Here is a 20,931-nt window from a genome sequence, read left to right as displayed (position 1 = left end):
CAAGTCACGCCACTTCGTTGGCGCGCAACCTGTCCTGGACCTGCTTGACCAAGGCGAGGGTGTGCGCACGGCTGAGATCCTCCAGCGCACCGTCCGCGGCGCCGCGTTCGACGGCGTCGAGGATCTGCTCGTGCGCGGCGATCGTCTCGCGACCGGCGGAGAGGCCGAGTACCTGGATGATGAAACCCCGCTCGTGGGAGAACACCAGCCTGCTCACGGTGTCGGCCCATTGGCTGAGGTCCTCCAGCTCGCCGACCATCCGCTGATTGGGGCACCGGGAGCGGATCAGCTCGTGGAACGCCCGGTTGTGCGCGCTCCAGGACTCGAGGTCGAACGCCTCGAGCGCCTGCGACAACCGCGTGTTGAGCGAACGCAACTCGGTGATGTCGTCGGCGGTGATGAACGGGACGGCGGCACGGGTGGCGTACGCCTCGATCACCGCCTTCATCTCCATGAGGTTGAACCAGTCCTGCTTGTCGAGCCGGACGATCGACGGCCCCGCGTTGGCGCCGTAGTCGACGAGCCCCTCCGCCTCGAGCCTGCGCAGCGCTTCCCGGATCGGGGCCTGGCTGACGCCGACCTCCTTCGACAGGGTGTCGATGATCAGGCGCTGGCCTGCCGCGTACTCCGAGTTCACGATCCGGGCACGGAGGATCTCGTGCACGAAGTCCACTTTCGACTGTCCTGCCGAGGGCGCCGATCCCATGACATGTCTCCTTGGCTGAACCAGACGGCCCACCGATCATATATCGTCACCTATGGGCTGGTCTTGCCTGCGATGCGCGACAGCGCCTCGACGGTGCGCTCGACCTGCTCCGGCGTTCCGACGGTGATCCGCGCTCCGGCCGGGTCACCCATGGCGTTGGCCGGTCGCACGATGATTCCCTCTGCCTCCAGGGCCTTGGCGAACAGCTTGCCGTCACCGACATTGGCGTAGACGAAGTTCGCGTGCGACTCGATCGGTGTGAAACCGAACCGCCGCAGTCCTTCGGTCAGGGTGGTCCGTCCGGCGCGGTTGAGCTCGACCCGGCGGGCGAGTTCGTCGGTTTCGGGCAGGCTGGCGCGGGCGGCGGCGAGGGCGACGCTGGTGACCTCGTAGTTGCTCTGCACTTTCTGCACCGCTTCGATCAGCGCGGGCGACCCCACCAGGTACGCCACCCGCAGTCCGGCGAGGCCGTAGGCCTTGGAGAACGTGCGCAGGGTGACCAGGTTCGGCCGGTGGAACGCGCGGTCTGCGATGGTGTCGGGATACCCGGTTGACCGCGCGTACTCGAAGTAGGCCTCATCGACGACCACGGTCGTCGATTCCGGTACCGCATCGACGAAGTGGAGCAGCTCCTCGCGCGTCACGATGCCGCCAGTGGGGTTGTTCGGGTTGCAGACGTAAACGATACGGGTGAGGTCGTCGACCAGTTCCAGCATCGCCGCCAGGTCGTAGCTGCCGTCGGGACGCACGGGAGCGGTGCGCGCAGACGCGCCCTGCTTGCGGGCATCGAGGGCGTACGCGTGGAAGGTGGGCGTGCCGGTCACAATGGTGGTGCCCTGGTCGAGCAGGGCCACCGACAGGTGGTGGATCAGCGCTATCCCGCCCGCGCCGACGGCCACCCGCTCGACCTCGACGCCGAGGAAGTCCGCCAGCTCGCCGCGCAGGGAGCGGAATCCCGACTGCGGGTAGAGGTTGGCGGACTGGACGCACTCGACAGCGGCCGCCGCGGCCGCGGGGAACGGCCCGTACGGACCCTCGTTGGCGGCCAGGCCGAGCAGTTCCGACGCGACGGCACCTCCGGCCGCGTCCCGCACGCTCCGCCCAGCGCTGTAGGGGGGAAGCCCGTTGATCGCCGCCCGGATGACCGGGCCAGGCGAAGCAGTCGACACGGCACATACCCCTTCGTTGAGCTATAGTGTTTCCTATACGATTCTAGGCGCGGTTCGGGAGAGCGGCAATGGGTCAGGCGGTGCGGATAGAAGACTTCTTCGTCGACGGCGTCTGGGTCCCGTCGACCGGACAAGACCACCTTGAGGTGTTCGACCCGTCGGTCGGGCGCAGCCGGGGAGTTGTCAGGACGGCCAGCGCTGGTGACGTCGACCAGGCCTGCGCCGCGGCCGCTCGCGCGTTCCCCGAGTGGAGCTCGCTGCACCCAGACCGGCGCGCGGCATACGTCGCCGCTGTCGGCCTCGGCCTCGCTGAGAGGGCGGAGGAACTCGCCGACGCCATCACCGCGGAGGTCGGCACCCCACGTCACAAGTGCGTGGCCCTGCAGGTCAACCCAGCCGTCGCGGCGTTCGCGTCAGCAGCACGGCTGGGCGCCGCGCTCCAGGCAGACGAGCGGATCGACAACACCACCGTGCGACGGGTGCCGGTGGGCGTGGTCGCCTGCATCACCCCGTGGAACTACCCGCTGTTCCAGATCGCGTCCAAAATCGCCGCAGCCCTGGTCGCCGGGTGCACCGTGGTGCTCAAACCCAGCGAAGTCGCACCCTCCTGCGTCGTGCACCTCGTCGAAGCGGCCTCCGCCCTACCGCCCGGCGTGCTCAACGTCGTCTTCGGCGGCGGACCAGGCACCGGCGAGACCCTCGTCCGACACCCCTCCGTCGACTTCGTGTCCTTCACCGGATCGACACGCGCGGGCCGCCGAATCGCGGCCGTCGCCGGGGAGCAGATCAAACAGGTCTCCCTCGAACTCGGCGGCAAGTCCGCCAGCATCGTCCTACCCGGCGCTGACCTGACCACGGCGATCACCAAGACCCTGTCGAAGACCTTCCAGAACTCCGGTCAGACCTGCGCGGCCCTGACCCGCCTCCTGCTCCCCCGCACCGACCTGGCTGAAGCCCGCGCCGTGCTCAACCGCCTAGTCCCCACCTTCACCACAGGCCACCCGACCGACCCGACGACCGAACTCGGCCCGGTAACCACGGCGGCGCAACACGAGAAGATCCTCACCCTGACCTCCGACGCCCGCGGCCTCGACCTGATCGCGTCCGGACCGACCACCGGAACCCCGCCCGGCTACTACGTTCCCGCCCAGGCATACCTGACCGACCCGAACGATCCCCTCGCCCAGGAAGAGATATTCGGCCCTGTCCTGGCAGTGATCCCCTACGACAGCATCAGCGAAGCCACCGACATCGCCAACAACTCCCCCTACGGCCTCAGCGGTTCCGTCTGGGGTGCCACCCCCGAACAGGCCGCTGCGGTCGCCACCCAGATCCGCACCGGCAGCATCAGCATCAACGGAGCCCCAACCCACCCCGACGCCCCCTTCGGCGGCTTCCGCATGTCCGGCTTCGGCCGCGAACGCGGCGCCCACGGCATCCTGGAGTTCCTCACCACCCAGTCCGTGCACTTCTAGTGCGCCACATGACCTCGCGCCCCTGACTCAGCGTCGGGAAGACCGGTGCGGCCTGCTCATTCCGATATCCGCACCGGACGTCCCGGGTCACCCGATCACGGGCAGGGCTGCCCAGGGCCCGGACGCAAGTTGACCCTCAACGTGACAATCGACCCGAGCGTCGCTGTGACACCACCGGCCGGATCCTGCGTCTGCACATAGCGCGGTCCGCAGTCGACCCACCCGCCACTGAGTCTGACCTCGAACCCCGCGGCCTCGACGGCCGTGATGGCGTTGTCAAGCTCCCAGTACACGACACTCGGCACGACACCGGTTGCGTACCGCAACTCCCCGGCAAGCCCGGCACCGGGCGCCGCGGACGCCGGACCTGCCAGCGGCACAGCCAGGGCGGCGATCACCGCGACCACCACGGCTGGCATCCGTCGTCGGATTGTTCCACGCATTGGCGCACTCCTTCTTCCGGCGATGGCGGGTCACGGAACCTGATACGCCAGCGGTACGGTCGGAAAACAGGAACAGGGACGCAACACGACTGCGCGGCCGATCCTACGGGCCGCCGACAGGACCGATCGCCTGCCAAACGGCGGCTCTTCGAGGAGCTCGTCGGCCCAAGCGCGGCACCGCGGCCTCGAACTGCACCAAGACCGCCCCGTGCGACATGGCGTGCGTAGCCGATCCGCGCCGCCTGGTCACCGCCGACGGCAAGGTCACCGTGGTCACCCCGAGCCACCGACAAACCGCCACACTCAGAAGGAAACCACCGGCTTCACGCGGGCTGGGCCACTATCAGACCCCACCCTTTTGCAGGCTCCCCAGCGCCGAGCTCACCGCCCCAGGAACCGTGGCTGGCCAGGGAGCAACGGCGAGTGCCATGACAAGCATTTGACTCGCTGTCCTCGGGAGATCACGAGAGGGGGCAGTATCTAATTAGGACACTACCCTGCCATACCTGCTATCGCGTCAAGCGATTCGCCCAGGCGCACTCGCGCGCGTTGATCACTTCTCGGAGCGCGGGCCTACTTCGCAGGGCTGTGATGTGCTGTTCCCCTGCCAAGTGGGTGTCCGACCTGGTGGTCTGCGTAGCGCGGCCGAGTACGACTTCCTCACCTCCGACGTCGCCCTGCACGGGCCCCATCCCTGAACCAAGTGGCCGCGACGAGCACGACGACGCCGAGCCCGACCGCGACCGCAGTGGCCGCCCCCGGTGCCGGACGGCCGGTGGTGGTCACCCACGCGATGCAGCTGACCAGCCACCCAAGCGCACCGCCGAACGCGGCGGCGGCGACCAAGTCGTGCCCGTGATGACGGTCGTCGCGCGTGACGAGTCCGCTCCACCGGGTGAGCAACAGCGGCAGGCCGAACGCGGCGGCAGTCAGCGCACCGATAACCGGGCCCTTGAGACTGGTGTGCAAAGGGGTCGTGTACTGAAAGGACTGGATGGCGGCCAACGCCATGAGCAGCGAGCCCACGAAAGAGGTCTGCACGAGGGTGATGCGATCGCGGCGACGTTGGGTGGCGGCGCCGATGATCGCGGCGGCCGCCGCGTGGACGGCGTCGGCGCGGCGGACCAGCGTTTCCAGGAAGGCGGCTTCCTTGTCGAGCTGATTGGTGAACCGGTCCAGTTCGGCGGTGTGGCGGGCGAGGGCCCCGCCCGCAGTGCCGGGGCCGAGGCGGGCCAGGTTGGCCGCCGTGCCGCGCAGGCCCGCGGCGATGTCCTGCACGCGGGTCAGGCGCCACAGCACGCCGGTGGAGCCGATCTGGGATCGCCGCACCCGCCGGTCGGCGGCGATCAACTCGGCGGACGGCGTGGCCGCGTCCCCGGCGCTGTCGAACGCGGCGGCCAGGTCGGTGCTGGCCGCGTCGCTCTCGGCGATGACGTCGGCCAGCGGGCGCAGGGCGCGGTGGACGCGGCGCTGGTGCTCGACGCGGAACAGGTTCAGGCAGTAGCGGGTCAGCGGGACGAGCCCCTGCCGCCCGTCCACGGCCCAGACCCACTCGTCGATGGCGGTCTCGGCGCTGACCGGGCCCGCGACGGCGAACACCGCGTCATCCGGGGACTCGACCTGCCAGAGGCGGACCCCGGGCGGGCCGTCGTCGGCGGGGTAGCGGATGCTGTCGCCCGCCGCCAGCCGTGTGGCGACCTCGGGCACCCGGGCGTCGTCGGCGGCGAGGCCGACGAGCACCTGGTATCGCCCGGAGACCGTCGAGGCGGGGGCCGTTGCTCGCCACCGGCCGATCAGCTCGTCCCAGGACCGCGCGCTGTCCTCATCGGCGCTGAGCACGGCGACCACACCCGCGATGTCCTGCTCGGTGAAGGCGAACATCGACCGCACGCGCCCGGCCGTCGCCCGGCGGGCGGACGCGACGACCCGGAACCCTCCTCCGGTCGGTGGGGTGTCGGGCAGGTGCGCTGGGGCGTCGACGCCGAGGAGCGGGGCGGTGATCTCCCCGAGGTCGCGGCACGCCCGCCACAGCTCGCCCACCTCGCGCCAGCCCGCCTCGGCATCCGATCCACCCAGGGCCGAGAAGGCGTAGACGACCAGCGCTGGCCGGTCAATCCTCGGCTGCGGCATCGTCACGCGAGAACCGATCGATGACGGTGAGCTCCACTTCGTGCACGAGGTGACCGACCACCTCAGGCGGCCCTTCCAGCGCCAGACCGCCGGGCTCGGACCGCACACGCACGGGCAGCACGTCGTCGAACGCGCCCACCGCCTTGCGCACGGCCCGCGGGGAGCCGTCTGCGAGCAGTCCGCACAGCGACGCCAGCAGCGCGGTGACCTGCTGCCACTCCCCCGCCGTCAGCCTGCTGCGCCGAATCCGCGCCGCAAGTTCCCGCAACTCATCGCGGTCGACGTCGTGTAACGCACGGTCACCTGCCACGATTCAAGATCGTACAGCGCCACCGACGGCGAACGCGGGACCGCGACCTGGGGAACGATGGGGTTGTTCAAGAAGCGCAAGTCCCTCGACGACCGGTACCTGGAGTTGCGCGCCCTCGCCGAGGAGGCGCAGAACAACGAGGCGCCCAACGCCTGGAACCACGTCCAGGAACTTGGCTGGCAGCTCATCAAGGACTGCATGGCCCGGGTGCACAGCGCCGACCCCTTGGTGCCCGTGATCATCGTGGCGATCACCAAGATCACACTCAGGATCGAGCTGGCGGCCCAGGACTGGCATCGGGTCACGACCCTCGGCATGGCCGAGGCCGCCGCCGTCGCCGTGATCGACCAGCGGCACGAGGCGGCGCCGAACCCCCGGCTGATCGAGGCGATCGCCATGGACCTCTACCGCAACGCGGAGGTCATCGCCCACGCCGCGCACCGCGCGGGCGTGCCCACCGCCGCGTGCACCATCGGCGAGGAGCTGACCTCGATCAGGCTGGGCGACCGAACCCTCGCCAGGTCCACAACGAGTTGGGTCGACCGCTCGACGCCCGAGGAGCAGCGGTCCGGGCTCCGCGTCATCAACGAACGGGTCCGCGCCGAACGCAAGCGGGCGCGACGGCCCCTGAAGTTCGACGGTCCGCCCAACGAGCTGGACAGCTTCTACCAGCAGCAGATGCGGTCCGCCTTCGCCGAGATCGACCCCGCCCGATCCGGCCCCCGGGTGGCGATGGCGTTCGGGGCAGGCATACCCCTGGAAGCTATGCGCCAGTCCGACCGGTCGCTGCTGTACGTCGGGGCAGGCGTCCACGGCGGAATGGCGATCGCGGTGGACAGCGCCGCCTTGGACGATCCCGGTACCCCGATCGCGAGCAGCACCGAACTACCCGGGTTCGACGTGGTAGCGGTCGAGAATAAGGTGGCCGCGCTGCACCGGTTCGCCGCAGGCAGGCGCGACCGGGAAATCAGCGGGACCGTCCTGTCCGAACACATCGAGGACCTGCTGGCCTGGCTGGGCGAGACGGTGTGGCGGCCGGTGCTCGACCGGTGGCCGGAGCTGCGCGAGCGCCCGATCGCCGTGATCCCGCTGGGCGAGTCGGCGCAGCTGCCGCTGTTCACCGCCGTGCTCGACGACCGCCCGGTCTGCGGCTTCCTCGACTTGGCCGTGACCCCGTCCGCCCGGTCGCTGATCCTGGCCGCCGAACACCCACCGGCGACCGGCGCAGCGTTCGTGGCCGCAGACCCGTCGACCGGCGACGACGAGCTGATCTACGTCGCCGACGAGGCACGCGCCGTCGCGGCGGTGCACGGCGTCGAGCCACTGGTCATCAGCGAACCGACCGGCCCGCCGGACGACCAGCGCCTGCGCTCGGCCGGACCGCGCACGCACAGCGCCGGGGACATCCCGACGGATCTGCTGGACCGGGTACGCCGTAGCGCGGTCGTCCACCTCGCCTGCCACGGCGTGATCAAGTCGCGCGAACCCCTGGCGTCGGCCCTGCTCCTCGGCGGGACCCTACCGCTGTCCTCGCTGCTGGCGGTGGACCTGTTGGCGGGCAGCACCATCGTGCTGTCAGCATGCGATCTGGCCGGCATCGGCACTGCCGTCCCCGGCGAGCAGTTGGGGTTCCCCGCCGTGCTGCTGGCGTGCGGCGCGCGATCGGTGGTCGCCGCGCTGTGGCCGGTCCCCGACGCCCCCCGGACCGTGCGCCTGATGACCCGCTTCCACGAGCGGTTGGCCTCGGCACAGGCCCACCGCGCTCTTGGCACGGCCATCGAAGAGGCCCGCGAGGCAGGCGCCCCGGCGTCGCTCTGGGCGCCCTTCACCTACTTCGGCGCCTGAGCGGGCCAAGCACCACGCCGCACCAAAGTCGAGGATCAAGGCGGCGAGGTTCCGGGAGCGGGCAATGCCATACCTGCACGACGTCAGCATCACCGCCCGCCGACACCTGGCCCACTTGCCCGACCCACCGAACTTGTCGGCCTCGTCGTGGTTCTTCGGCGCCTTCGCCGCCCCCTGCGCAGCCGACGCCTCCGACGCCGGGGCCGGGTGCGCTTTCACCACCCGAGCCTTGCCCGCCGCCTCCGGCAGGCATTCGCTGCACCGGCGCCAATGCCCTATCGTCCTCATGCCCAGCAGCCCGGTACTCCCCCGACGCCTTCACCACCCAAGTCTTGAACCACCCGACTCACCACGGGACAGTGTGCACAGCCATGATCACGGACAAGCGACGAGGAATGAAAATCCAAGCTTCGGCTAGCCGCCGCTAACGCCGTCGAGGCGTTGGCGGACGAGGTCGGTGTTGCGCGAGTAACCCCCAGGACGTGGACAATGGCTAGACGGAGGATCCTCTACACAGAATTCATCTACAATGGACTCGTCCGATGTCAACCAGGCCATTTCGATTCCGCTGGCGGCTTTCCCCTACCTCGGGGTCGTCTTCACCGGCCCAGTGGCGTGCCAGCTTCCAGACCAACATGACGTCCACGCCTGCGTCGTTGAGTCCTTGGACTTCAGCTAGCACGTCCACTTCACGGGGAAGCCGGTGTGTCCGGGGCCCGGCTTGGCGGATGCGGGTGTCCATCCGGTCGGAGTAGTTACGGGCCGGGGGGAAGGCGCTACGGTCGACACGAGCCCGCGTGTGTCGGGCCGGACTGGGGAGTTCGAATGAAGAAGTTCTCGCGCACGGTCGCGTCTGGTCTTGGGCTTGCCTCGGTGCTGCTCGCCGCCGGGATGCCCGCCTCCGCGTCGCCCGCCGGGGTCACGGTCTACAAGTCGGGTGACCTCAGCAGCGTGGGTAGTGGCTACACCAAGTGCGTGGACATGACGTCCTACGCCTCGGGCACGATCGTGGGTCTCAACGGGTGCAGTGGTGTTTCCAGCCAGCAGTTCCACTGGGACTCCCTTGACGGTCGCATCTTCGTCACCGGTTCCGGCAACACCAAGTGCCTCGACCTCGGCTCGTACGCGCCGGGCACGCCCGTGGGGCTCTACCCCTGCAGCAGCGTGAGCAGCCAGCAGTGGGTCTTCGGCGGTGTGAACGGCCAGCAGATCTACAGCTACGGCAGCGGCTTCTCGGTGTGCATCGACGTCGCGTCGTACGCCAACGGCACCACCGTGGGCGTGTTCACCTGCAGCGGCGTTACGAGCCAGCGCTGGGACCTGTCCTGACCTCACCCTGACGGTCGACATCGCTTGTCTGACAGACGATGTCGACACTGTCGCGGTCGAACCTGAGCGCTGGGGCGCGCCCCACGCACGCCCCAGCGCTCAGAATCCGCACCCGGATGCGGCGGCTGCTCTAGCAATGGTTCGTCGCGCGTAGACTCACCGACTACCGGGTGCGGCTTAAAGCCCAGCCGCGGGTCCCTCTCGACTTCGACGCGCAACTCGGTGCCAGCCGGGGTAAGCGCGCCTGCGGCGTCGAGCAAACCCTGTTCGCGCAGGCGGTCCTGCCACCGTGCCCAGTCGTGCTCGGTCCAGCCGCGCTTGGTCATGACCAACTGCTCCCCCGGTGCTCCCGCAGCAGCGTCGTGGCGTGCCAGAGCGCCAGGTGCCGCCCCCTCAGGTCCGGGTCGATTTTCGCGGCGCGGCGCCGGTGCGGGTGGGCGCGGTGGCGGGTCGTTCCACCAGTCTGCGCAGCAGTGAGTTGAGTTGCGCCCGCTCGGCCGGGGCCAGATCGCGCAGCAGTTCGCCTTGCGCCGCGTCGACCAGGACGTCGAACTCGAGGAGCATCTCCCGGCCTGTCGGGGTGATGTGCACGAGGTTGCGCCGGGAGTCGGCGGGGTCGGGCACCCGCTTGGCCAGACCCTCGCGTTCGAGGTCGTTGAGGCCTGCGACCGCGTCGCCGCGGTCGATGCCGAGGCGGCGGCTCAGGTCGGCCTGGCTCAACGACCCGAACTGGTCGAGCCCGGCCAGGATGGCGTAGCGCATCCGCCCGCCCGGTCTGCCGAAGTGCCCGACCACCAGCCGGTTGGCCCTGGCGGTCGCCTGGTGCAGCAGCCACGAGGTCAGCCGCCACAGGCGCACCGGGGGGTCGACGTCCGGTTGGAGCAGCGGTTCGTCCATACCGCCGAGTGTAGCCGGGCTGCGTTGGACATCCAACACCGAGAGAGTACCGTTGGAAGCCCAATGGTCGGGGCGGACAAGGGAAGACATGGCGACCACGACGAAGGGCGAGACCGCCCGGGACCACGACGACAGCGGCGCCGTGCCCGCGTCGGTGTGGCGCACCGCGTTCCTGCTCGCGTTCGGCTCGCTGATGGCGGGCCTGGACACCTCGCTTGTCAACGTCGGGCTCGACACCATCGGCACCCGGCTCGACGCGCCGCTGTCGACAGCGCAGTGGGTCAACAGCGGCTACCTGCTCGCGCTGGCCGCGGCGCTGCCCGCGTGCGGCTGGCTGAGCAAGCGGATCGGCGCGGGCAGGCTGTGGCTGTGGGCGCTGGCCGGGTTCACCGTCGCCTCCGGGCTCTGCGCGGTCGCGCCGGACATCATCTGGCTGGTCGTGGGCCGGGTGGTCCAAGGCGTGGCGGGCGGGCTGCTGATCCCGGCCGGGATGACCATCTTGGGTCAGGTCGCGGGCAAGCGCCGGATGGGGCGGGTCATCGCCATCTCCAGCGTGCCCTCGATCCTGGCGCCCGCCTTCGGGCCGGTGCTCGGCGCGGTGCTCATCGCGAACCTGTCCTGGCACTGGCTGTTCCTGATCAACCTGCCGATCGGCCTGCTGGGGCTGCTGCTGGCGCTGCGCCACCTGCCCCGCGGCGAGCGCGACCAGGCCGGGCGGCTCGACCTGGTCGCGCTCGGCCTGGTGGTCATCGGCCTGCCGATGACCGTCTACGCCCTCACCGAGATCTCCGGCTCGTCGAGCGGGCCGCGGGCGTGGATCCCGCTGGTCATCGGTCTGGTGGCGCTGGGGACGTTCGGGTGGCGCTCGCTGCGCAGCGAGGAGCCGCTGATGGACCTGCGGCTAGTAGCCAACCGCCAGTTCACCGCGGCCTCGGCGGAGGTGTTCTTCGCGGGCGCGTCGCTCTTCGGCGGCCTGGTCGTGATGCCGCTGTACTTCCAACTCCAGCTCGGCGCGGACATCGTGGACGTGGGCCTGCTGCTGATGGCCTTCAGCATCGGCGCGGCGGCGACCTTCCCGGCGGCTGGCTGGCTCGCCGACCGCTTCGGTGGCGGCGTGGTCGCCGTGGTGGGGCTCGTGCTCACGGTGGCGACCACCATGGCGATGGCGCTGCTGCCCGCCCAGCCCGACCTCGTGCTGGTCGAGGCGCTGCAGGTGCTGCGCGGGATCGGGATGGCGCTGGCGGGGTCGCCGGGGGTGTCCTCCGCGCTGGCCAGCGTCGAACAGCGGCAACTGCCCGACGCCAGCGCCCAGGTCAACATCCTGTCCCGGGTCGGCGGCGCGCTGGGCAGCGCCCTGTTCGTGGTGATCCTGTCCGACGGCGCCACGGACCCGGCCGCCTTCCGCGAGACCTTCTGCTGGCTGACCGGCGCCTCACTGGTGGCCCTGGCCTCAGCGGTCTGGCTGACCCGCGAGCAGCGCGCCGCGGCGCGGTGATCGCCTAATCGTTGGATAGCCAACACAATGCTCGGTATCGTTGGTCCATCCCATAGACTCGGGCGGCCGCAGGGCACCGGGAAGGAAAGGCGGCATGACGCGCATCGGCGTCATGCTTGAAGGAAAGAAGCACTGGAGCAGTGGTCATCGCGTGTCAGCGTGGGTCTCGCGCCCGCGGTGGTCGCCCGGTTGCCGATTGTCGTGATCGCGTAAGCGGATTGGCTGTTCTTGGTGCCGCTGCACCGTCTGAGTGAAGGACGGAGACGGTGCGGGCGTTGTTGTCCGAGTGTCGGTAGGTTCACTCGTTGCGGTGATCATCCTTCGCAGATCTGGGCGAAAGGGGGTGAGCTTGGTGCAGAACATGGTCGATGGCGAGGTTGACACGGCCGTCGCGCCTGCAGATTCTGTTGTTCGCCAGGACTTTGAGTGGTCGGCGCAGGTGGGGGCGGGCACCGTGTCGATCGTCCGCACGGCGCAGTCGAGCCCGGTGTGGATTCAGGCCAACAACTGACCGGGCGCTGCGGGGAACGTCAGCGGTGTTCCCCACAGCGCCGCCTCGCCCGAAGGACGATCGTGACAACGTATGCCCTTTCTCCGTTGTTCAAGATCACGCGGCTCGATCAGGAAGGTCGGGTTGTTCTCCACGCGGGGTCGGGTGATGAGCGTGGCCATTTCGCGGTGGGTGGCGCGGGTGCTCAGCCTTTGATCGCTTGGCTGTTGGGTGTTTCGCCCGCGGGGGAAGCGGTTCTGGTCGATGGCGTGGCCAGTGCCGCGGGTATGGATCTGGAGGCTGGTCGCACGTTCGTGCGGAGCATGATCGAGGCGAAGGTCCTTGTGCCCGTGGGCAGTCATGCTCGGGAGCAGCGGCGGATCGCCGAGTGGGGTCGGTTCGGTTGGCGCGACGCGGCTGACTTTCACCTTGCGACGTATGGGCTCCGGTTCATCCCGGACGAGGTCGACGGGGTCAGCTACGAGGAGTACTTCTCGCAGATGGTCGATGATGTCGAATCCGCAGGTGAGCAGCCGCCCGCAACTGTCCCGCGAGCAGGTTCTCGCGTGTGCGAGGCGTTCACCGATCCGCTGACGCGACGGCCATCGCTTGACGATGTTCTCGCCGTCGCCGAGCCGATCAATCGGTTCGAGGGTGCACAGGTGCGCGGGCAGGAGTTCATGCCCGCGTTGCGTCAAGCCTTCGGGGTGCAACGCACCGTCGGGGGGATGCTGGGCGACCATCACCTCCGCAGCTATCCGTCGGGGGGTGCGCGTCACCCGTTTGAGGCGTACGTGGTGTCGAAGGGGCTCGATGACCTCCCGGTCGGCGTGTACTACTTCGATCCGCTGACGGGCGGGCTGGTGAGCACGAGCGACTACGGTGACGCCGAGCGGATCGACGTGGCTTGTTTCGGGAAGGGCGGCATCCTCACCGCGGGAGCGGTTGTGGTGCTGACGTGCAGGTGGCTGCGGCACTCGTGGAAGTACCGCTACGACCGCTCGTACCGGATGTTGATGCTGGAAGTCGGGCACATCGTGCAAGCGATCAACCTGGCGATGATCGAACACGGGTTGACCGTCTACCACTGCCCCTCGATCAACGACCAAGCACTGCGGCAGATCCTGGCGATTGACGACGACTGCGCGGAAGGACCTGTGTACGCGCTGGGCCTGGGCCACGGCGGAGTCCGCTGATGACCGCCAGCAGGATCTTCCTCGCGCGCACCCTCTGCGTCCGACCACACCACGAGGACTCCCGCACGTTCGAGGTCACTTGGGGAGAGGGCAGCCGCCGCGAATCGTTCGTCACGTCGTCCGCGGCCTTGGCTGCGACCCTGGCCACGGCACCAGCCGAATCACAGGTGGAGGACGAGGCCCAACGCCTCGCGACCCTGATGAGCATCAAACTGCCTGAGGCGGCCGAACTGTTGCGGGGCCTACGCGGCTACGGGTTGTACCGGGATGAGCCCGACGACCTGTCCTCGGCGGAGGACCGGTGGCTCGACGTCGCCTGGTCGGATGGCTTGGACTTTCACCTGGCCACGCACGATGCGATGTGGGTCCACGACTACACCGGCGATCCGAAGGTGATGACCCGCTACTTCGTCGACCGCAGGCTCGACCCCGCGACACCACCACCGGCCCGGTTCCCCGTGCCCGAGGGCGAACGGGTGCCGCTTCTCGAGGTGAAACCACTCTCCGAGGAGCTTCGCACCATCCAGGTGCGTCGTCGAACCGCACGCGATTTCCGCGGCACCTCCGTGGATCTTGCCGACGTGGCAACCGTGTTGAACTGGTCGTTCGCACCCCACTGGCCGACAGACGACCCCATGTTCCACACCGCGCAGACCTACAGCCGCGGAGCCCCGTTCGTCGCTTTCGCGCTGTTCGCAGGCAAGGGCGCGCCCGTTGAAGTCCGCAGCGACTTCGCCGCATACCAGTTCGATCCGATCGGCAAGTCGCTCGTGCACCGCTCTTCGGCGCCGATCCACGCCTGGTCGGAGCTGCTGTGGCAGCAGGACTACGCCGACGGGGCCCCAATGGTCCTGGTGATCTGCGTGCACTGGACCCAGTTCATGTGGAAGTACCGCATGTCGCGGGCATACCGCTGGGCATACATGGAGGCAGGTGCGTTCATGCAGACCGCGCTCACCGTGAGTACCGGTTTGGGGCTTCGCACTTTTCAGACACCGGCCATCGACGACGCCCGCTTCTGCGACCTGCTGGGTGTCGATGACGGCGAACTCGCCCCGCTCTACATGGCCGCGTTCGGGCGCTGATGAGGTCGGCTGCTGAGCGGGCCGAGCACTACCACTCGGCTCGGCCCGCATACGCCAGCGGCATCTCGGCCTTCGCGGCTCGACACCTGACGACTGCCACCCAGGTCATGGCCGATATCGGCTGCGGTACGGGATTGTCCACGAGACAGCTCGCGGCCATCGCGGAGAGGGTCATCGGGGTCGAGCCGGATCCGGCCATGCTGGCGATCGCTGTCGACACCACCGCGTCCTCAGGCATTACGTTCCAGGCGGGGACGGCCGAGCGAACCGGTCTGGTCGATGACTGCGCTGACCTGATTGTGGCCGGGTCCTGCGCCGAGTGGTTCGACCCTGTGCCCACCCGAGTCGAGTGGCAGCGGGTGTTGCGCTCGGGAGGGCTGGTCCTGCTGATGTGGAACCACCGGGTGGTGCTGGACGAGGCAGGTCGTCGGTGGGATCGGCTGTGGAACCGTCACCTCGGTCCGCGACTCGGGCCTTTTCCCGAGGACATCGAACGTGAGGTTGTGCCCAGGTTCCTCGGCGGCCCGATACATGAATTCAGACGTGTCCATCGGCATCCCTACGACCTCGACAGGCTGCTGGGGTTCGCCTGGTCCTCTGGGTACGCACCACGTGGTCACCCACGGCGTGCGCAAGCGCTCGCTGACGACATCCACGCCTACTCCCACGACCACGGAAAAGTATGGCTCACGTTCCAGACGGTGGCGTACCTCGGAACGCTCCTGCCAGTCGATTCCCAGGCACCGGCGCCGCCTGATCGAAGGCCACGAGTTGAGACCGGTACCATATCGGCTGGCGACCAGGCGTGAGCCTCGATCACCAGCCATTATGCAGAAACCTGCCGGTCAGCGGCACAGTTCGTGTCGCCTGGTCGCCTGTCCTGAACAGGGAGTTGACGTTGTCTCCGAAGACGCCGTTTCACACTGTGTCCGCGAAGGTCGATCTTCCGGCGGTGGAGCGGCGAATTATCGAGTGGTGGAACGACAACGACTTGTTCGCTCGAAGTCTCGCGCAGACCGTTGACGGACCGCGCTGGACGTTCTACGAGGGGCCGCCGACCGCGAACGGGATGCCTGGCACGCACCACATCGAGGCCCGGGTGTTCAAGGACGTGATGCCCAGGTTCAAGACCATGAAAGGCTTCCACGTGCCCCGCCGCGCGGGCTGGGACTGCCACGGACTCCCGGTCGAACTGGCCGTGGAAAAAGAGCTGGGTATCAGCGGTAAGCCGGATATCGAGAAGATCGGTGTCGCGGAGTTCAACGCGCGTTGCCGGGAGTCTGTTCAGCGGCACGTGCACGAGTTCGAACAGCTGACCGAGCGCATGGGCTATTGGGTCGACATGTCAGACCCGTACCGCACGATGAGCCCGGAGTACGTCGACAGCGTGTGGTGGGCGCTCAAGGAGATCTTCGACAAGGGCCTGCTGTCCGAGGACTACCGGGTCGCCCCGTACTGCCCGCGCTGTGGCACCGGCCTGTCCGACCACGAGGTCGCCCAAGGCTACGAAACGGTGGCCGACCCGTCGGCTTACGTCCGATTCCCCGTCCTCGGTGAGATCGCCGGACACAGTGGCGTCGACCTGCTGATCTGGACCACCACCCCGTGGACCCTGGTGTCCAACACCGCGGTCGCCGTACACCCCGAGGTCACCTACCAGGTGGCGCGGGCCAAATCTGGCGTGTTCGTCATCGCCGCCCCGCTGCGTGCGGCTGTACTCGGCGAGGATGCCGAGATAGTGGCCGAGATTACCGGCGCGGACCTCGCCGGGGTCCGCTACCAGCGCCCGTTCGACCTGGTCGACATACCCGACGCGCACTACGTCGTACTCGCCGACTACGTGACCACAACCGACGGCACCGGCCTGGTCCACCAAGCCCCTGCGTTCGGCGCCGACGACCTCGCCATTTGCAAGGCCAACGGCCTGCCAGTAGTCAACCCGATCGGGACCAACGGACATTTCCTCGACGAGGTTCCCATAGTGGGCGGGGTGTTCTTCAAAGCCGCCGACAAGACCCTCATAGAAGACCTGACCAGGCGGGACCTGCTGTTCAAATACAGCACCTACGAGCACCCGTACCCGCACTGCTGGCGTTGCCACACCCCACTGATGTACTACGCGCAGTTGTCCTGGTACATCCGCACCACCGCGGTTGGCGACGCGTTGCTGCGGGAGAACGAGAACACCAACTGGTATCCGGACCACATCAAGCACGGCCGTTATGGCGACTGGCTGAACAACAACATCGACTGGGCGCTATCGCGGTCGCGGTACTGGGGAACACCACTTCCGCTGTGGCGCACCCCGAGCGGGAAGATCATCCCAGTCGGATCCCGCGCCGAACTGGGCAAGCTGTGCGGCCGGGATCTGTCCGAAGTGGATCCGCACCGCCCGTTCATCGACGACATCACCTTCACCGACGTCGAAACCGGCGAGACCGCCACCCGCGTGCCGGAGGTCATCGACGCCTGGTTCGACTCGGGGTCGATGCCCTTCGCGCAACTCGGCTACCCACACCTGCCCGGCAGCGAGGAGGAGTTCGCTCGCAGCTACCCCGCCCAGTACATAGCCGAGGCGATCGACCAGACCCGTGGCTGGTTCTACACCCTCATGGCCGTGGGCACGCTGGTGTTCGACAAGTCCTCCTACGAGAACGTCGTATGCCTTGGGCACATCATGGCCGAAGACGGCCGCAAGATGTCCAAGCACCTGGGCAACATCCTCGAACCCATCCCGCTGATGGACAAGCACGGCGCCGACGCGGTGCGCTGGTTCATGCTCTGCTCGGGATCCCCGTGGTCTCCTCGCCGAATCGGTGACAGCCCGCTCGAGGAGATCATCCGCAAGGTCCTGCTGACCTACTGGAACACCGTCTCGTTCTTCACCGTCTACGCCAGCATCGCCGACTGGGCACCGGAAACCGCCGCCCCGGTCGCCGAACGCCACGTGCTCGACCGGTGGGCTCTGGCCAGCGTCCACCGCCTCGCCGCCACAGTCGACACCGCCATGGAAGCGTTCGACACCGCAGGCGCCGGGCGCGCGATCAACGCGTTCATCGACGACCTGTCCAACTGGTACGTTCGCCGGTCCCGTGCCCGCTTCTGGAAGGGCGACATCAACGCCCTGGCCACCCTGCACGAATGCCTCGACATCGTCACCCGGCTCATGGCGCCCTTCACCCCGTTCATCGCCGAACAGGTCTGGCGCGAGGTCATCGCCCTCGGTATCGAGAACGCACCCGAGTCCGTGCACCTCGCCGCGTGGCCGCAGTCGGACGCTCGCCTCATCGACGGCGATCTGATCGCCCAGATGCAGATCGCCCGCTCGCTCACCGAGGCAGGTCGGGCCGCCCGCAAGGCAAGCGACATCCGCATCCGGCAACCGCTGGGCCGTGCCCTGATCGGCCTGCCCGAAGGCACCACCTTGCCCGCCGACCTCCTCGCCGACGTCGCCGACGAGCTCAACATCCGCGCATTCGAGCCACTCGCCTCAGCAGGTGAGGTCGTGGACGTGACCCTCAAGCCGAACTTCCGCGCACTCGGCAAACGATTCGGCAAGCAAACCCAGCAAGTCGCCAACATCGTCGCCGCCGCCGACCCAACGGCGCTCGTCGCCGCGCTCCGCGCCACCGGCCGGACACAGGTCGAGTTCGACGGCTCCCCCATCGACATCACCCCCGACGACGTGCTGATCACCGAGATCCCCCGCACCGGTTGGGTCGTCCAGATCGACGGTGACATCAGTATCGCCCTGGACACCGAGATCACCCCCGAACTCAAGCGCGCGGGCAACGCCCGCGAGGTCATCCGCTTCATCCAGGACGCCCGCAAACAAGCCGGACTGGAGGTCGTCGACCGCATCGAACTGCACTGGACCGCGGACAACGACATCCACGAGGCCGTACTTGAACACCAAACCGAGATCGCCGAGGCCGTCCTCGCAACGATGCTGAAACACGGTCTCAATGACTCGGACGCCGAAGGCTTCTCCAGCCACCGCGACGACGCCCTAGGACTTCACATCCAACTCAGGCGCGCAGCGAGCTAGCGGGACGCCATCGACGCAGAACACCCGGCGAGTACTTCCGGGCTCCCGGACAACTCCTCACCCTGTTAGGCATCGGCCCAGTTGGCTGTCGGTGGTTGGGACCGCGCGTAGCGGAACGCGGACGCGGACCGATGGGCATGGTGGAGTCGGTTCTGTTGGGTGGAGTGGTGCGTGGACGATCCGGGGTCTTCAACACACAACAAGGTTGTGGCCGGGAACATCAGCGGGAACGTGGTCCAGGCCGGGACCATCGAGTCGGTGACGGTGGTCGCGGCTGCGCGCCCCCGGGACCAGGTGGACGCGGTACTGGACATCGTGGCGGGCCTGTCGGCCGACCTGTGGCAGAGGACCAGCCACACCTGGGAGATCCACCCGGAAGCGCCGGTGCGGGTGTCGTGGAGCCGGAACGACGAGTTGTCGGTGGAGGACGAGCGGCCGCTGCTGTCCGAACCCGTGATCACGCGGTTGCACGAGGACCTCTTTGTCCGGGAGGGCCTACGGCTGCTGATCTTGGTGGGCGAGGCCGGGGCAGGCAAGTCGAGTGCGATGCACCTGCTGTACAAGAAGGCACTCGACGAGCGGGCTGACAAAGGGGACCCCCGTGCTCAGGTCCCGCTGTGGCTGACCATGAGCGATTGGGACCCCGAAAGCCTGGACCTGGCCGCGTACGCGGTGCGGGAACTCCTCAGACTACCGGGACTGCGCCGCCGGGACGGCCTCACTCGGCGAATGGCGGAACTCCTGGTCCGGCGTGGGCGGATCGCCCTGTTCCTCGACGGTCTGGACGAGATGCCGCCTGCGCTGCGTGCCAAAGCGGCCGCCCAGGTCAATCGGGCCACCCACGGCGGCACCCGGGTCGTGCTGAGCACCAGGCCCGGCAAACGCGGTGGCAACAAGGACATTGTGCGTTTCGAGCAGCCTGATGTGGTCCGGTTGAACCCTGTGGACGTGCCGACCGCGGTCGAGTTCCTGCTGCACAGACAGACCGGGCAGGACAGGCCCGCGTGGCGCGAACTGGCCGACTACCTGACCGCGAACCCCGACAGCGCCTTGGCGAAGGCGTTGCGCACACCGCTGACGATCAACCTTGTGCGGCACGCCTTCCCACACGCGGGGAGCAGGCAGGAGAAGCCGCTCGATCTGGTGCGCGACGACCTGGACACGCCCGCGAAGATCACCACCAGGCTGATGGGTCTGTTCCTGGACCGCGCCTACTCGACGGAAGGTATCACCGGCAGGTTCCGCAGAGCCCGCAAGACCGCCCGGTATGCCCGGGAACGGGCGACCCTGACCTGGCTCGCCCGGCGCTTGGGCGCCAAGCGCGACATCGCCTGGTGGCGGATTCCCCACGAGGTGGAAGTGGAGTCGTTGCGGCTGAAGAGCGCGCTGCTGGTCACCGTGCCGGTCCTGGCCGTCATGTTGGTGGGATCGGCCGAGTTCGGATGGCCGGAACCGTGGGGGCTGGTCGCTGTTCCCGTCGGTGTCGCCTACCTGGTCACCGACCGAATTGTCCCGCGCGCGGTGCACCGGGCGCCCGCGACCCTGGTCTGGGCCGGTCCTTCCCCCGCGGACCTTCTGCACACCACCGGGGTCTGGCTGCTGGGCGGCCTCCTGTTCGGCACAGCGGCAGTGGTGTCCAGCGGGAACTGGTGGGCGATGGCGGGGATCGCGGGCATGTTCGTGGTGATGGGACTGCTCGGCGCCGGATACGGGCAGGGCGTGTCCGGCGGCCTGCTCGGCTCGGCGACCAGGGACCTGACCGACTCACCCAGCGTGACCCCGCACAACGCGTTCCGCGCCGACCGTCGCCGCACGTTGGTCGCCGCCGCGGTCGGCGCCGTCGCCGCGGGCGCGATGTGCGCCCCGCTCGGCCTGTTCGACGACTCGGTGGCCTCCGGGCTCGTGTGGGGCGTGAGCATGGGCTTCACCGGCGGCTGGGTATCCGGCCTGGGACCCGCCTGGTTACTGGTCGTGGCGCGTCCATCCTTCGGGGGTCCCGCACGGCCCTACCGGTTCACACCGACTCTCCGGTCGGCCCTGGACAAACAAGTGCTGCGACAGGCAGGCCTCGTGTACCAGTTCCGGCACGCCGAGTTGCAGGTCTACCTCCAGCACAGCGGGTGAACCCCGAGGGGTGGACCACACTCGGCTTGTCGTGACAAATACCGGTCACGGGAGGATCCAGGCATTGTTCGACCCGACCAGACCGAATCCCGCTGACCGCATCGGAACAGTTCGCAGGCATTGCTGCGAACGGGCGCGGTCCGACTGGGTCGTGTCGATCCCTCCCTCACGCGGAAGGTGGTAGGCCCG

General features: G+C 68.3%; 16 protein-coding genes. 10 read left to right on the top strand and 6 right to left on the bottom strand.

Annotated elements, in window-relative coordinates; all coding sequences use genetic code 11:
- Nucleotides 1-4: 4 nt before the first annotated feature.
- Both JOD54_RS21500 and hisC read right to left on the bottom strand, forming a co-directional pair.
- Nucleotides 5-706, bottom strand: a complete 702-nt coding sequence (locus JOD54_RS21500) for a GntR family transcriptional regulator (protein WP_204452489.1) — start codon at nucleotides 704-706, stop codon at nucleotides 5-7.
- 50 nt (nucleotides 707-756) lie between these two features.
- Complete coding sequence (gene hisC / locus JOD54_RS21495) at nucleotides 757-1,875, bottom strand: histidinol-phosphate transaminase (protein ID WP_204452487.1); 1,119 nt, start codon at nucleotides 1,873-1,875, stop codon at nucleotides 757-759.
- 80 nt (nucleotides 1,876-1,955) lie between these two features.
- Between hisC and JOD54_RS21490 the strand changes: the two genes are divergently transcribed.
- Nucleotides 1,956-3,350 (top strand): aldehyde dehydrogenase family protein, encoded by a 1,395-nt coding sequence (locus JOD54_RS21490; RefSeq protein ID WP_204452485.1) that lies wholly within the window; start codon nucleotides 1,956-1,958, stop codon nucleotides 3,348-3,350.
- A gap of 1,103 nt (nucleotides 3,351-4,453) precedes the next feature.
- Here JOD54_RS21490 and JOD54_RS21485 read toward each other — a convergent pair.
- On the bottom strand, nucleotides 4,454-5,923 hold the full coding sequence (locus JOD54_RS21485) for a CATRA conflict system CASPASE/TPR repeat-associated protein (protein WP_239574917.1): 1,470 nt from the start codon (nucleotides 5,921-5,923) through the stop codon (nucleotides 4,454-4,456).
- Nucleotides 5,904-6,233 (bottom strand): hypothetical protein, encoded by a 330-nt coding sequence (locus tag JOD54_RS21480; protein ID WP_204452480.1) that lies wholly within the window; start codon nucleotides 6,231-6,233, stop codon nucleotides 5,904-5,906. Before JOD54_RS21480 ends, JOD54_RS21485 begins: the two co-directional genes overlap by 20 nt.
- A gap of 57 nt (nucleotides 6,234-6,290) precedes the next feature.
- Here JOD54_RS21480 and JOD54_RS21475 point away from each other — a divergent pair, with 57 nt between their 5' ends.
- Nucleotides 6,291-8,078: a CHAT domain-containing protein gene (locus JOD54_RS21475; RefSeq protein WP_204452478.1), complete on the top strand. Its 1,788-nt coding sequence runs from the start codon at nucleotides 6,291-6,293 to the stop codon at nucleotides 8,076-8,078.
- Between the two features lie 825 nt (nucleotides 8,079-8,903).
- Complete coding sequence (locus tag JOD54_RS21470; protein ID WP_204452476.1) at nucleotides 8,904-9,407, top strand: RICIN domain-containing protein; 504 nt, start codon at nucleotides 8,904-8,906, stop codon at nucleotides 9,405-9,407.
- Nucleotides 9,408-9,409: 2 nt separating this feature from the next.
- Here JOD54_RS21470 and JOD54_RS36045 read toward each other — a convergent pair whose 3' ends face one another.
- Nucleotides 9,410-9,781 (bottom strand): helix-turn-helix domain-containing protein, encoded by a 372-nt coding sequence (locus tag JOD54_RS36045; RefSeq protein ID WP_372440413.1) that lies wholly within the window; start codon nucleotides 9,779-9,781, stop codon nucleotides 9,410-9,412.
- A gap of 19 nt (nucleotides 9,782-9,800) precedes the next feature.
- Complete coding sequence (locus tag JOD54_RS21465) at nucleotides 9,801-10,304, bottom strand: MarR family winged helix-turn-helix transcriptional regulator (protein WP_204452474.1); 504 nt, start codon at nucleotides 10,302-10,304, stop codon at nucleotides 9,801-9,803.
- Between the two features lie 88 nt (nucleotides 10,305-10,392).
- Between JOD54_RS21465 and JOD54_RS21460 the strand changes: the two genes are divergently transcribed.
- The 7 genes from JOD54_RS21460 to JOD54_RS21430 all read left to right on the top strand — a co-directional run bounded on the left by JOD54_RS21460 (nucleotide 10,393) and on the right by JOD54_RS21430 (nucleotide 20,742).
- On the top strand, nucleotides 10,393-11,799 hold the full coding sequence (locus tag JOD54_RS21460) for a DHA2 family efflux MFS transporter permease subunit (protein WP_239573459.1): 1,407 nt from the start codon (nucleotides 10,393-10,395) through the stop codon (nucleotides 11,797-11,799).
- A gap of 352 nt (nucleotides 11,800-12,151) precedes the next feature.
- Nucleotides 12,152-12,310, top strand: coding sequence for a hypothetical protein (locus tag JOD54_RS21455; protein ID WP_204452471.1), 159 nt, complete (start codon nucleotides 12,152-12,154; stop codon nucleotides 12,308-12,310).
- 86 nt (nucleotides 12,311-12,396) lie between these two features.
- Nucleotides 12,397-13,485, top strand: a complete 1,089-nt coding sequence (locus tag JOD54_RS21450) for a SagB/ThcOx family dehydrogenase (protein WP_204452469.1) — start codon at nucleotides 12,397-12,399, stop codon at nucleotides 13,483-13,485.
- 167 nt (nucleotides 13,486-13,652) lie between these two features.
- Nucleotides 13,653-14,570, top strand: coding sequence for a nitroreductase family protein (locus JOD54_RS21445; RefSeq protein WP_204452466.1), 918 nt, complete (start codon nucleotides 13,653-13,655; stop codon nucleotides 14,568-14,570).
- A gap of 107 nt (nucleotides 14,571-14,677) precedes the next feature.
- Nucleotides 14,678-15,379: a class I SAM-dependent methyltransferase gene (locus tag JOD54_RS21440; protein WP_204452463.1), complete on the top strand. Its 702-nt coding sequence runs from the start codon at nucleotides 14,678-14,680 to the stop codon at nucleotides 15,377-15,379.
- A gap of 143 nt (nucleotides 15,380-15,522) precedes the next feature.
- Nucleotides 15,523-18,618 carry an isoleucine--tRNA ligase gene (gene ileS, locus JOD54_RS21435; RefSeq protein WP_372440327.1) on the top strand — a complete coding sequence of 1,032 codons (3,096 nt, stop codon included), beginning with the start codon at nucleotides 15,523-15,525 and terminating at the stop codon, nucleotides 18,616-18,618.
- Nucleotides 18,619-18,789: 171 nt separating this feature from the next.
- A complete protein-coding gene (locus JOD54_RS21430; protein WP_204452458.1) occupies nucleotides 18,790-20,742 on the top strand; it encodes an NACHT domain-containing protein in 1,953 nt (650 codons plus the stop codon).
- Nucleotides 20,743-20,931 lie beyond the last annotated feature (189 nt).

Origin of the sequence: Actinokineospora baliensis (assembly GCF_016907695.1) — a bacterium.
GTDB classification, from domain to species: domain Bacteria; phylum Actinomycetota; class Actinomycetes; order Mycobacteriales; family Pseudonocardiaceae; genus Actinokineospora; species Actinokineospora baliensis.
The sequence above is the reverse complement of the archived record's forward strand: the minus strand, read 5'-3'. Positions and strand labels throughout refer to the sequence as shown.

What these genes read in the sequence shown, in the direction of transcription:
- JOD54_RS21440 (WP_204452463.1), top strand. Translation starts at nt 14,678, where the DNA reads ATGGCCGATATCGGCTGCGGTACGGGATTGTCCACGAGACAGCTCGCG.
- JOD54_RS21470 (WP_204452476.1), top strand. Translation starts at nt 8,904, where the DNA reads ATGAAGAAGTTCTCGCGCACGGTCGCGTCTGGTCTTGGGCTTGCCTCG.
- JOD54_RS21500 (WP_204452489.1), bottom strand. Translation starts at nt 706, where the DNA reads ATGGGATCGGCGCCCTCGGCAGGACAGTCGAAAGTGGACTTCGTGCAC.
- JOD54_RS21475 (WP_204452478.1), top strand. Translation starts at nt 6,291, where the DNA reads ATGGGGTTGTTCAAGAAGCGCAAGTCCCTCGACGACCGGTACCTGGAG.
- JOD54_RS21460 (WP_239573459.1), top strand. Translation starts at nt 10,393, where the DNA reads ATGGCGACCACGACGAAGGGCGAGACCGCCCGGGACCACGACGACAGC.
- JOD54_RS21465 (WP_204452474.1), bottom strand. Translation starts at nt 10,304, where the DNA reads ATGGACGAACCGCTGCTCCAACCGGACGTCGACCCCCCGGTGCGCCTG.
- JOD54_RS21485 (WP_239574917.1), bottom strand. Translation starts at nt 5,923, where the DNA reads ATGCCGCAGCCGAGGATTGACCGGCCAGCGCTGGTCGTCTACGCCTTC.